The sequence below is a fragment of the Polaromonas sp. LjRoot131 genome (genome assembly GCF_964252805.1).
In the GTDB taxonomy this organism is placed as follows: domain Bacteria; phylum Pseudomonadota; class Gammaproteobacteria; order Burkholderiales; family Burkholderiaceae_C; genus Polaromonas.
The window spans coordinates 541,336-553,645 of record NZ_CAXUPF020000001.1 but is presented as its reverse complement, the minus strand read 5'-3'; the positions used below and the strand labels follow the sequence as shown (position 1 = coordinate 553,645).

The window sequence follows — 12,310 nt, the reverse complement described above, 5'->3', positions numbered from 1 at the left end:
GCGTGGGCGCCGAATACCGGGGCCGTTTCGCCCCTTCTCCAACCGGACCGCTGCATACCGGCTCCCTGGTAGCCGCCCTGGCCAGCTGGCTCGATGCGCGCGCGCACCAGGGCCGCTGGCTGGTTCGCATCGAGGACGTGGACACGCAGCGCTGCGTGCCGGGCGCAGACCACCTCATTCTTGAACAACTGGCCCAATGCGGCCTGGTGCCTGACGAGCCGCCTGTGTACCAGTCAAAGCGCGGCGATTTGTACCAGCAGGCGCTGGATTCACTGATAGCCCGCGGGCTGGCCTACCCTTGTGCCTGCACGCGCCTGGACATTGCCCGCGCACTGGCGGCTTCAGGGCAGGCGCGCGAACGCCACGGCGAACTGGTTTATCCCGGCACCTGCCGCGGCGGCCTGCACGGCCGACCCGCGCGCGCCTGGCGGCTGGACACGCAAGCGCATGCGCCTGTCAGCTGGCAAGACCGCCTGCTGGGCCCGCAATCGCAGGACGTGGCCCACGAGGTCGGCGACTTCGTGCTCAAGCGCGCAGACGGCCTGTGGGCCTACCAGCTGGCCGTGGTGGTCGACGACGCGGCTCAGGGCATCACGGACATCGTGCGCGGCGAGGACCTGGCCGACAACACGGCGCGACAAATCCTGCTGGAGCGCGCGCTGGGTCTGCCGCTGCCGCGTTACCTGCACACGCCGCTGGTGCTGGGTGCCAACGGCGAAAAGCTCTCCAAACAGAACGGCGCACAGGCCCTGGACACCGGCGAGCCGCTCACCCTGCTGCGGCAGGCGGGCGCCGTTCTCGGCCTGCCATGGCTGGCCAGTGCCGCCACGACGCAGGACTGGTTGCAGCAAGCCGTACCGCTGTGGGCGGAGCGACTTAAAATCAAGCGGTGACAGATACCAACTCCCCCACCCCGCCCGCCACCCTCCCCGACCAGCCCGCCGAAGGCGCGGCCGCCGAGACGGGCGCCCCCCGCAACATCCGCAGCTTTGTGCGGCGCACCGGCCGCACCACCATCGGCCAGGCCAAGGCCTTTGCCGACGTGGGCCCGCAGTTCCTGCTGCCCTACCAAGCTGAGCCGGCGAACTTCGAGGCCGTCTTCCAGCGTTCAGCGCCCACCATCCTCGAGATAGGCTTCGGCATGGGCGAGGCAACGGCCCACATCGCTGGACTGATGCCCGAGAAAAACTTCCTGTGCTGCGAGGTGCACACGCCGGGCGTGGGCGCGCTGCTCAAGCGTATCAGCGAACAGGGCCTGGCCAACATCCGCATCCTGCAGCACGACGCCGTTGAAGTGATAGACAACATGCTCCCGCCGGCCAGCCTGGACGGCGTGCATATTTTCTTTCCCGACCCCTGGCACAAAAAACGGCACAACAAGCGCCGCCTGATCCAGGCGCCGCTGGTCGCCAAGCTGGCGGCCCGCCTCAAGCCCGGTGGCTACCTGCACTGCGCCACCGATTGGCAGCCTTATGCCGAGCAGATCCTGGAGGTCTTGGCCGCCGAACCCCTGCTGAAAAACACCGCGGACGGCAGCGCCGGTGGCTATGCACCCAAGCCGGCCTACCGGCCTTTGACCAAATTTGAAAATCGCGGCATCAAACTGGGCCACGGCGTCTGGGACGTCGTGTTTGTGCGTGCCTGATCTCCCGGCTGTGCGGGTGTGAGCAAGACACCCCGACTCGGACTTCACGGTATGCCAACGCGGGCCGGCATTAGCCCTAGTTGCGTCGGGCTGCCGGCGGGCAACTGGCCCAGCATCACTGATTTCCTGGTGGAGCGCTTCCCGGCCATCTCGCGCGAGATATGGCTGCAGCGCATGCAGGATGGCCTGGTGGTCGATGAATTCGGCGAAGCCGTCACGGCCGAACGCCCCTACCGTGGCCACATGCGTGTGTACTACTACCGCGCACTGGACGAAGAACCCCGCATCCCGTTTGAAGAGACCGTGCTGTTCCAGGACGAACACCTGGTGGTAGCCGACAAACCGCACTTTTTGCCCGTCACGCCCTCGGGCAGCTACCTGCAGGAGACGCTGCTGGTGCGCCTGAAGAACAAGCTCGGCATCGACGGCTTGGTACCGATCCACCGCATCGACCGCGAAACCGCAGGCCTGGTGCTGTTCTCGGTCAACCCAGCTGAGCGCGATGCCTACCAGTCACTGTTTCGCCGGCATGAAGTGACCAAGCATTACGAAGCCGTGGCGCCATGGCGCGGCGACATCGGCTTTCCCCTCACGCGCAAAAGCCGCATCGTGGAAGACGAGCCCTTCTTCCGGCAACGTGAGGTAGAGGGTGAGCCCAACAGCCATACGCAGGTCGATGTCATCGAGGTGCGCGGCGACCATGCGCTGTATGCCCTCAGCCCGGTAACGGGCAAGAAGCACCAGCTGCGCGTGCACATGAATGCGCTTGGCCTGCCGCTGCTGAATGACCGCATGTACCCGCCGGTGGACCACACGCCGGACGACGATTACCGCTATCCGCTGCAACTGCTGGCCAAATCCATTGCGTTCGTGGACCCCGTAACGGGTGAGCAGCGACGCTTTGAAAGCCGGTTGGTGCTGCGGGACCTACCGCTTTGATCGGGCCTTGTATATGTCCGCCAAGCCGAGCAGATCATGACCCGGTGCATGACGACGTGCGAAGCACGTTGATACCCGCTTGAACAACCCGTCAGGCGATTTTGAGAGATCAGGGCCCAATTTGACCAAGATTAACCTCCCCAAGGGCGGGGTTCGGAACGGTTCTTACAAGCTTCCCGCTACATATTGCATCGAGAGTCACAGGTGGTGCGCGCCAAGTGCCAGGGAAGAAGATGCCGTGGCTGAATTGCCCGGACACCGTAAAACTGTTGGCTACACGACCAGTGGTTTGGTCGGTTAAGGTTAGAACGCACGAAGCGTCTTCTGGCGCCTCGCCACGAATTCTCATGCTGCCATCGCACGCACACAGCAATGCGGACGCGATCACTACAAGGCTAATGGGTCTCTTCATGTGTTGGCCTAACGTAAATCTACCGGCGCATTGCGCCAGGAACGCGCGCAGCGTAAAAATGACCGGACCACCAATACATGCGGCGAAACCGCCTCCTGCTGTTGCGGATCAGTGTCGATTGCCATGTTATGCGTGACTCCGTACACCATCAGCGCTCCTTTACTAACGACAAACAAAGGTCGCCCAACCGTTGCCGTTTTCCGTATCTCCGCTCTTAAGTACAGAGATTCCATCCTTGCACTCAACTGGCATGAGCTGGTTGCCCCGCAGATAGAGTTCTACTGCAACTGGCCGCTGCAAACTTAGTGCATCTACGTTCGAACGTTTAAAGCTGAAAAGATATCCGCCTTCAGCCAGCGGCAGGACTGGGCCACGCCTCTCATTTGGCGGGGCACCCCAAGAGCAGGCTCCCAGGACCGCGGCTAAGCAGACTAAGGACGCAAAAGGGGCAAAGCGGCTGGTTTCGAAACGCATAACGTGCCTCTACGCACTTGCCTTGGGCCACCCAAGGTTTGCAGCACGACGAAGACTGGCTTTCACCACCTGGCGATGGAAGGGAGCAATGACCGACAAGTAGGTTCGGCCCAAAAGGTTGTGGCAGTGAACGACGGTTGACAGGGTCAGTTGGTTACCGGTATCTGGCGATGAACCTGGTGTACAAAGAATTGACACCCGGAAGTCAAGATGCTTATCGTTCTCGCCTAGAACGACCTCAGTTTCGCTCGTGCCAAAGACCCTGAAGATGCTGATGCGGGGGACCGTGGCGTCACTTGAGAGCGTTGCGAGGTGTTTGGCGGTCTTCAGACCAAGCCCTGAAACGATTGCATCCCGGACGTTGAGGAGCGCTCCGATCCAGGATGGCTGCACTGAGAAGATGAACCGGGCCAAGACATCTGGATCAATAGAGGCGTCAGAAGGAAGTTGAATCGAAAATGCGTCCGCGAGATTCACCGACTTGAATGCGGTCGCGACGGCAGACTGCAACGGGATGGCAACCTGCTTTACTGGCGTGAATTTGCTTGGCATGGATGGGCTTTCTGAGGTCTAACGTGAGGCACAGTTTCATGTGCCGCCTAACGCCGGAGTTGACCGGCGGCACATAGGCAGGCGAAGCCTGCCGCGATGACGTCCGTATCGATTGACCTGTTAGGCAGCAGCACAATTGCACCTTCAGAGGATCGAAGCAATCAAGAAACCTCAACTTAGGCAGAGCGTCCAAGACGATCAGTGATACGAGCCGGTCAAGCCTTTGAGCTTCTCAGGATCCTGCACCTTTACCGCTGTTCCCTCCACGTATGCCGCTGCCCAAGAAAACGCGGTGACTCTGCGGCCTCCAGTGGTGCTTACCACGGCGTTGGCGCCGAGCTTCTTCGCCTCGGCAGCGAGCAGAGGGTACAAGAGCGCTGCACTGTCGTAACCCACCCGAGCGTTGGCACGAACCGAACCGATCACCTTGTACTCAATTCCGGCAGGAATAGATGCCTGGGAAACAAGAACCGGCCCGGCCCACATCGGCTCGGCGGATGCGAGAGCGCTAGAGGACGACCGGGCCGCACAGCCATGCAACATAACGACGGCGGCAAGCGACAGGATTAAAGCAGTTTTACGCATATTGCATCCCTCAAGTAGGTTTAGATTTGCCTCGCATTGTCACTGATCCTTGCGCCGGCATTCGGTTGTGCAGGAACTCCTCACGGCTCTCCTGCATCAACAGCCCTTTAAGGCTCCATGCCGCAGGGACGCGTTAAGCCTTGATCTCTTTTGCAGTGATCTGGTACTTGAAATCGTCAGGCGCGTAGGAATCAAAGCGCCCGGCGGCGTTCTCGCCAATCGGGTACATAAAAAAGCCCAGCTTCTCGCCGGCCGACTTCGGCAGGGCCAGGTCGTGCGCGGTGTTGTAGGCCATCCAGTTGCCTTCCCAGCCACCGAACAGCGCCTTGTTGACGGGTGCGACCACCGGGTTGCTGGTGGTCTTGATCCAGTCGGCGGTTTCCAGGCGCATGACCTTGGCGACGTCGGCAGGGTCCATCGCCACCCAGCCGTGGCCCTTGAGGTAGACCTCGGAGCGGCAATGTTGTGCGCCCTTGAGGCTGGCCGGGTTGCCCGAGAGTTCCTTGTAGCCGAAGGCCGAAGGCACCAGGCGGATACCGTAGACGTCGCGCGCCGGCAGGCCGACCGAGCGGCACAGGCCGACGAACAGCGCGTTCAGGTCGGCGCACTTGCCGCCCAGGTTGCCGGTTTCCAGCATGGTCTTGATGTCGCCTTCGCCGCAGCCGCGCACCTTGGGTTCGCGGTAGGTGTTGGCGACGATCCAGTCATACAGCTTCTGCGCTTTCTCGACGTCGGTCTTCGCGCCTTGCGTCGCCGCCAGCGCGGTCTTGCGCACGATGCCGTCGGTCGGGATCAGCGTGGTCGGGCGGGTGAAGTAGCGCAGCGTGTCGGCGCTTTCAGCCGCGGCGGTTTTCTGCGACCAGTCAATGGCCCGTCCCTGGGTCTGCACGCGGCTGGTCAGTTCCACATAGGGTTTGGTTTCGCTGGCGGGGAATTCAACATAGAGCATCTTCGCGCCGTCGCGGCCGTCCTGCGCCAGCTGCGTGCTGCCGTTGCTCGAGAAGCTGTTGCCCAGCGAATGCTGGTAGTCGCTGTTGACCGAAGGAATCGGCAGCCAGACTTTGGTCAGGCCTTGCGGCTTGACGATGTCCACGCGCGTGGTCACGTCAAACGTGCGCCAGGCGCCGCTTTGGGGCGCGAAGTGGCTGCGGCTGGGCGCGGGGGCCGTCTGGGCGAAGTTGAGGGAAGGCAATGCGGCTGCCATGGCGGCGGCAGCGCCGTTTTTCAGAAAGGCTCGGCGTACGGTGGTCATTCAGGATCTCCGGGATGGGGTGAGGGCGGCGTGCACCGAGGCAGGTAAAGATGCCCCGGGATGCCAAGCCGCGATTATCGCCCCTGCCCGCCTCAGGCAAGCTCAGGGCTTAAGCAGGCCCGCAATCAGCTTTTCGGCCGTAGGCCCGGTCCAGTCGACCTCCCCCTTCACGCGCAGGCGCGGCCGGCCCACGCTGTCCATCATCAGCGTCGTCGGGAACACCTTCACACCCCAGCGGCGGGCCGCCTCGCCCTTGAGGTCCAGCAGCACGGGCAGCGTCACGCCAGTGGTTTTGGCGAACTGCAAGGCGCGTGCGGCCGGCTCCTTGAAGTTGATCGCCAGCACCAGCAGCTTGTCGGGCCCGTAAAAGTCGGCGACCTGTTGCAGCGTGGGCATCTCGGCACGGCAGGGCTCACACCAGCTGGCCCAGAAATTCAGCAGCACGGCACGGCCGCGCAGGTCGGCGGGTTGCCAGGTCTTGCCGGTGGTGTCGACCAGCCCGAGGGCCGACACCGGGCCGGCCCAGGGGCCGACCTCATAGGCCGGGCCTGTCAGGCCCTGCCCTCGAGCTTGGAGCCAGGCAGCGCCGGCGCTTGCCGTGATTGCAGCCTGCAGGAATTGGCGGCGGGAAGGAATCGCCAGGGACATGAACGGGAGCCGGTTTATTTGGCGAAGAGGTTTTCCAGCGTCGCGAAGGCCTTGAATTCAAGGGCATTGCCGGACGGATCCAGGAAAAACATGGTGGCCTGTTCGCCGGGTTCGCCCTTGAAGCGGATATGCGGCTCGATCACGAAAGCGGTGCCTGCGGCCGTGAGCTTGGCGGCCAGCGCTTCCCATACCGGCATGGGCAGCACCGCGCCGAAGTGGCGTACCGGAACGTCATGGCCGTCTACCGGGCTGGTCTGCTTGTGGCCGCATTCGTCCGGTGCGAGGTGGGCCACGATCTGGTGGCCGTAAAAATTGAAGTCCACCCATTCCTTGGAACTGCGGCCTTCGGGGCAGCCCAGCACACCGCCGTAGAACCGGCGTGCCTCAGCGATGTCATGAACCGGAAATGCGAGGTGAAAAGGAATGGCGGCGGTGGCGTGGGGTGTGGTCATGGGGTGTTCTCAGTGGGCGTGAGGGGATAAAGATACCTCCACTGTAACCACCTCACTGATCTTGAAAGCGAAGGCACCGGTCATCTGACTTTTTTACTTTTTGTAAGAAACCGCAGCCTGCGGCGACCAAAAGGCGGGCGTCAGGGGGCATCCTGGCCCCTGTGCCCACCGCAAACCCTATATAGGGCGGGAAATGGCACAAGGACTCTTGCACCCAAAGCGATTCAGTCCTACAAACGTCCTTTCCAAACGGCTTTTAAATCTAACGTCATAACGACATAACCAAATAACCGTAGCCAAGGCGAATCTTGAACCTCCCACTCAACATCTCGGCCCTCTCGCTCCAGCTGCCTCCCGCCTCGCCGCAATTCATCGCCCTCTACCGTCCGGACAGCGACGGGCAGGCGGTGCACGCGACGACGCAGGAGCTGACGCACGGACTGCTGGCCGCGGCGGCCCATGTGTCGCCCAAATTTTTCTACAACGAACTGGGCTCCAGGCTCTTCGAAGCCATCACCGGCCTGGATGAGTACTACCCCACGCGGACCGAAGCCGGCATCTTCGAGGCGGCGCATGGGCCTATCGCCGCGACGCTGGCCGACGCGGGCATCAAGAGGCCCTGCCTGATCGACCTGGGCGCGGGCAACTGCGCCAAGGCCGTCACGCTGATCCCCCACCTGCAGCCGCGCCAGTACGTGCCCGTCGACATCTCCGTCGATTTTTTGCGCGACGCCGCCGAGCAGGTGCAAAACAGTTTTCCGGCGCTGGACATCGTCGGCCTGGGCATGGACTTCTCGGCCGGGCTGGCCCTGCCCGAGGAAGTCCAGTCGCATGAGCGTGTGTTTTTCTATCCCGGCTCCAGCCTGGGCAACTTCCACCCCGCGCAGGCCCTGCAATTCCTGCAGCACATCGCCGACCCGGCGCAGGGCAAGGCGCGCGGGCTGCTGTTGGGCATAGATCTGGTGAAAGACACGGCGCGCCTGGAGGCCGCTTATGACGATGCACTGGGCGTGACGGGCGCCTTCAACAAAAACCTGCTGCTCAACATCAACGGTTTGCTGGGCGCGAACTTTGACGTGCGGCAATGGCGCCATGTGGCGCTGTTCAATGCCGCCGAGTCGCGCATCGAGATGCACCTGGAAGCCGCCTGCGACCTGGCGGTGCGCTGGCCTGGCCATGAGCGCCGCTTCAAGGCAGGGGAGCGCATCCACACCGAATGCTCCTACAAGTACACGGTGGATGGCATGACGGCGCTGCTGCGGCAGGCCGGTTTCAAACACGTGGAGTACTGGACCGATCCGAACAACTGGTTCGCGGTGTTCTGGGCCGCGGTCTAGCGCCTTCGCCCAAGTAAATAAAAAGGCCGGTTTCCCTCAGGAAACCGGCCTTGATGTTTTTTAAAGCGGAAGGTCGTCAGGCGCGTTCGGCCACCCAGCCCTGCACCGACTTCAGCGCATCGCCCAGCTTGGACGCATCGGTGCCGCCGGCCATGGCCATGTCGGCCTTGCCGCCGCCCTTGCCGCCCACTTGCTGGGCCACAAAGTTCACCAGCTCGCCTGCCTTGACCTTGCCGACGCTGTCGGCTGTTACGCCCGCAGCGATCTGCACCTTGTCGCCGTCTACCGCGGCCAGCACGATGACGGCTGTCTTGAGTTTGTCCTTGAGCTTGTCCATGGTGTCGCGCAGCGTCTTGGCATCGGCGCCTTCGAGCTTCGCGGCCAGCACCTTGAGGCCCTTGACGTCCACCGCCTGCGTGAGCAATTCATCGCCTTGCGAGGACGCCAGCTTGCCCTTGAGCGCGGCGATTTCTTTCTCGAGCAGCTTGACCTGGTCCAGCACCTGGCCGATGCGGCCCTGCAGTTCCGAAGGGCTGGCCTTGAGCGAGCCGGCCGCGGCCTGCACCGTGGATTCGAGCGACTGCAGGTAGGCCAGCGCGTTCTCGCCGGTCACGGCTTCCACGCGCCGCACACCCGCCGCCACGCCGCTTTCGGCGACGATCTTGAAGAGGCCGATGTCGCCGGTACGTTTGACGTGAACGCCACCGCAGAGCTCTTTGCTGGAGCCGATCGTCAGCACGCGCACGGTCTCACCGTACTTTTCGCCGAAGAGCATCATTGCGCCGGATTTCTGCGCATCTTCCATGGCCATCACGGTGGCATCGGTTGCCACGTTGGAAAGGATTTCGGCGTTGACACGGGCCTCGATCTCGCGGATCTGCGCGTCGGTGACGGGCGCGTTGTGTGCAAAGTCAAAGCGCGTGCGCTCGGCGTTTACGAGTGAACCCTTTTGCTGCACGTGCTCGCCCAGCACTTCGCGCAAAGCCTTGTGCATCAAATGCGTGGCGCTGTGGTTGCGCACGGTGGCGGCACGTACCGCCGTGTTGACCTGTGCCGTCACCGCATCGCCGACTTTCAGCGTGCCCTCTTCCTGCACCCCATGGTGGCCGAACACATCGGCCCGGATCTTGAGCGTGTCATCCACCGCGAAGCCGGCGCCGGCGGCGGTGATGCGGCCCTGGTCGCCGACCTGGCCGCCGCTTTCAGCGTAGAAAGGCGTGGTGTCCAGAACGACCACGCCGTTTTGCCCGGCGTTGAGGGCCTGCACGGCCACGCCGTCGGCGTAAAGCGCCACCACCTTGGCGGGCTCTTCGAGCAGCTCGTAGCCGGTGAAGGTGTTGCCGCCGCCGGTGTATTCCAGCGCGCGGTCCATCTTGAACTTGCCTGCCGCGCGCGCCTGGTTCTTCTGCTTGTCCATCGCGGCCTTGAAACCGGCCTCATCGACCTCGACGCCGCGCTCGCGGCAAACGTCGGCCGAGAGGTCCAGCGGGAAGCCATAGGTGTCGTGCAGCTTGAAGGCCACGTCGCCCGGCAGCACCTTGGCGCCGCCCGCCAGCGCCGTGTCCAGGATGGTCATGCCGATTTCCAGCGTTTCAAAGAAGCGCTCTTCCTCAGCCTTGAGCACAGCCGTGATGCGGGCTTCGTCGGTCCTGAGCTTGGGATAGGCGTCGCCCATCAGCCGGGCCAGGTCAGCCACCAGCTTGTGGAAGAACGGCGTCTTCTTGCCCAGCTTGTAGCCGTGGCGGATGGCGCGGCGGATGATGCGGCGCTGCACGTAGCCGCGGCCTTCGTTGGACGGGTTGACGCCGTCGCTGACCAGGAAGGCGGTGGCACGGATGTGGTCGGCGATGACGAACAGCGACTTGTTGCCCAGGTCCTTCTCGCCGGTTTCGCGGCTGGCGGCCTTGATCAGCGCTTCGAAGATGTCGATCTCGTAATTGCTGTGCACGTGCTGCAGGATGGCGGCCAGGCGCTCCAGGCCCATGCCGGTGTCCACGCAGGGCGCGGGCAGCTTGGTGACGCTGCCGTCGGCCGCCATGTCGAACTGCATGAACACGTTGTTCCAGATCTCGATAAAGCGGTCGCCGTCTTCACCGGGGCTGCCGGGCGGGCCGCCGGGGATGTGGTCGCCGTGGTCATAGAAGATTTCCGAGCAGGGGCCGCAAGGGCCGGTGTCGGCCATCATCCAGAAGTTGTCGGACTTGTAGCGGCCGCCCTTGTTGTCGCCGATGCGGATGACGCGTTCGGGCGGCAGGCCGATCTCCTTGGTCCAGATGTCGTAGGCCTCGTCGTCTTCTTCATACACCGTGGCCAGCAGGCGCTCGGGCGGCAGCTTGTAAACCACGGTCAGCAGTTCCCAGGCCCACTTGAGCGACTCGCGCTTGAAGTAGTCGCCGAAGCTCCAGTTGCCCAGCATCTCGAAGAAGGTGTGGTGGCGCGCGGTGTAGCCCACGTTTTCCAGGTCGTTGTGCTTGCCGCCGGCGCGCAGGCAGGCCTGGACGGACGCGGCGCGCACATAGGGGCGCTTGTCGGTGCCGAGGAACACGTCCTTGAACTGCACCATGCCGGAATTGGTGAACATCAGCGTCGGGTCGTTGCCCGGCACCAGTGAGCTGGAAGGCACCACGGTGTGGCCCTTGGACGCGAAGAAATCGAGGAAGGTCTTGCGGATGTCGGCGACGGTAAAGGTGGGCTGGCTCATCTTGGGATTTGGGGTTGGCAAGGTGGCCGTCCGCCGGCGACCTCAAGGTCGTACCCACTGCGTCGAACCCACCTAAGCGCTTGATTTACTTGAACATTTGATTATAGGCTTGGGGCCCCTGCGGCAGCCCCGCCTCGGGGCGATCGCCCCGCGGGGCCCGCGCATCAAGGCGGTGCCCTTGCGCACCGCCTTGGCACGGGGGCGAAACGCACGCCGCATTCCGGCGCTGGAAATCCGCTTTCAACCCTCCTTTACCCCGAAAAAAGCTGGCATGCAAGCTGCTTAATACCCTATAAAGATAACTCAAATATCTTCTTAATATATTTACATCCATCCAATTTTAACCCCGTCCTCAGGAGCACTCCCTTGAACAATCCCCGCTGGCAAGGCATTTTTCCCGCCATCACCACCAAATTCCACGCCGACGAAAGCATCGACGCCGAGGGCACCGCCCGGCACATCGACTTCCAGATCCGCAACGGCATCCACGGCTTGGTGACCTGCGGTTCGCTGGGCGAGGCCAGCACGCTATCGCTGGAGGAAAAGCTCCAGGTCGCCAAAATCGCCCTGGACGCCAGCAAGGGCCGCGTGCCGGTGCTGGCCAACGTCTCGGAAACCAGCACCCGCGAGGCGCTGCGCTATATCGCCGGCGCCAACCAGCTCGGCGTCGACGGCTTCATGGTCATGCCCTCGGTGATCTACGTGGCCGACGCGCGCGAAGCCATGCTCAACGTGCGCACCATGGCCGAAGCCGCGCGCAAGCCGCTGATGATCTACAACAACCCGGTCGCCTACCGGGTCGACCTGAAGCCCGAGCACATGGCCGAGCTGGCCGACTGCGAATGGCTGGTCGCCATCAAGGAGAGCACCGACAACATCCGCCGCATCACCGACCTGCGCAACACGGTGGGCGAGCGCTACCAGCTCTTCCTCGGCGTGGACGACCTGGCCTATGAAGGCCTGGCGCTGGGCTGCGACGGCCTGCTGGCCGGCGTGGGCTGCGCCTTCCCGCGCGAGACCGTGGCGCTGTATGACCTCATGAAGGCCGGCAAATTCGCCGAAGCGCTCAAGCTTTACCAGTGGATGACGCCCATGCTGCACCTGGACGTGTCCACCAAGCTGGTGCAAAACCTCAAGCTCATCGACGCCCTGGTCGGCGTGGGCACCGAGCACATGCGCCGCCCTCGCCTGCCGCTGATAGGCGCCGAGCGCGAATTCGTCGAAGCCGTCGTCAAAAAAGCCCTGGCCACGAGGCCGGCGCAGTACCAGTCCGCCCCGTAAATTTTTCCAACCCCGCAACCCGCATCGAGGAG

Annotated in this window: 11 protein-coding genes; 5 read left to right on the top strand and 6 right to left on the bottom strand. The window is 63.1% G+C overall.

What is annotated here, in order from left to right:
- Positions 1-2 precede the first annotated feature (2 nt).
- Genes gluQRS through ACSQ27_RS02640 form a run of 3 tightly spaced genes read left to right on the top strand, consistent with a single transcriptional unit; the run spans position 3 to position 2,584 of the window.
- Complete coding sequence (gene gluQRS, locus ACSQ27_RS02650) at positions 3-893, top strand: tRNA glutamyl-Q(34) synthetase GluQRS (RefSeq protein WP_436153936.1); 891 nt, start codon at positions 3-5, stop codon at positions 891-893.
- Positions 890-1,645 carry a tRNA (guanosine(46)-N7)-methyltransferase TrmB gene (trmB, locus tag ACSQ27_RS02645; protein ID WP_436153935.1) on the top strand — a complete coding sequence of 252 codons (756 nt, stop codon included), beginning with the start codon at positions 890-892 and terminating at the stop codon, positions 1,643-1,645. Before gluQRS ends, trmB begins: the two co-directional genes overlap by 4 nt.
- 51 nt (positions 1,646-1,696) lie before the next feature.
- On the top strand, positions 1,697-2,584 hold the full coding sequence (locus ACSQ27_RS02640; protein WP_436153934.1) for an RluA family pseudouridine synthase: 888 nt from the start codon (positions 1,697-1,699) through the stop codon (positions 2,582-2,584).
- An 895-nt stretch (positions 2,585-3,479) separates the two neighbouring features.
- On the opposite strand, the gene ACSQ27_RS02635 is transcribed toward ACSQ27_RS02640, so the two are convergent.
- From ACSQ27_RS02635 to ACSQ27_RS02615, 5 genes are all read right to left on the bottom strand, one after another.
- Positions 3,480-4,022 carry a DUF2867 domain-containing protein gene (locus ACSQ27_RS02635; RefSeq protein ID WP_436153933.1) on the bottom strand — a complete coding sequence of 181 codons (543 nt, stop codon included), beginning with the start codon at positions 4,020-4,022 and terminating at the stop codon, positions 3,480-3,482.
- Positions 4,023-4,220: 198 nt separating this feature from the next.
- A complete protein-coding gene (locus ACSQ27_RS02630; RefSeq protein ID WP_436153932.1) occupies positions 4,221-4,607 on the bottom strand; it encodes a hypothetical protein in 387 nt (128 codons plus the stop codon).
- A 133-nt stretch (positions 4,608-4,740) separates the two neighbouring features.
- Positions 4,741-5,859, bottom strand: a complete 1,119-nt coding sequence (locus ACSQ27_RS02625) for a transglutaminase-like domain-containing protein (RefSeq protein ID WP_436153931.1) — start codon at positions 5,857-5,859, stop codon at positions 4,741-4,743.
- Between the two features lie 102 nt (positions 5,860-5,961).
- On the bottom strand, positions 5,962-6,507 hold the full coding sequence (locus ACSQ27_RS02620) for a TlpA family protein disulfide reductase (RefSeq protein WP_436153930.1): 546 nt from the start codon (positions 6,505-6,507) through the stop codon (positions 5,962-5,964).
- Between the two features lie 14 nt (positions 6,508-6,521).
- Positions 6,522-6,959 carry a VOC family protein gene (locus ACSQ27_RS02615; protein ID WP_436153929.1) on the bottom strand — a complete coding sequence of 146 codons (438 nt, stop codon included), beginning with the start codon at positions 6,957-6,959 and terminating at the stop codon, positions 6,522-6,524.
- A gap of 308 nt (positions 6,960-7,267) precedes the next feature.
- On the opposite strand from ACSQ27_RS02615, the gene egtD reads away from it, so the two are divergent.
- Positions 7,268-8,296, top strand: coding sequence for an L-histidine N(alpha)-methyltransferase (gene egtD / locus ACSQ27_RS02610; RefSeq protein WP_436153928.1), 1,029 nt, complete (start codon positions 7,268-7,270; stop codon positions 8,294-8,296).
- Between the two features lie 76 nt (positions 8,297-8,372).
- Here egtD and alaS read toward each other — a convergent pair whose 3' ends face one another.
- Positions 8,373-10,997 carry an alanine--tRNA ligase gene (alaS, locus tag ACSQ27_RS02605; RefSeq protein WP_436153927.1) on the bottom strand — a complete coding sequence of 875 codons (2,625 nt, stop codon included), beginning with the start codon at positions 10,995-10,997 and terminating at the stop codon, positions 8,373-8,375.
- A 366-nt stretch (positions 10,998-11,363) separates the two neighbouring features.
- On the opposite strand from alaS, the gene ACSQ27_RS02600 reads away from it, so the two are divergent.
- Positions 11,364-12,278, top strand: a complete 915-nt coding sequence (locus tag ACSQ27_RS02600) for a dihydrodipicolinate synthase family protein (protein ID WP_436153926.1) — start codon at positions 11,364-11,366, stop codon at positions 12,276-12,278.
- Positions 12,279-12,310: the final 32 nt, after the last annotated feature.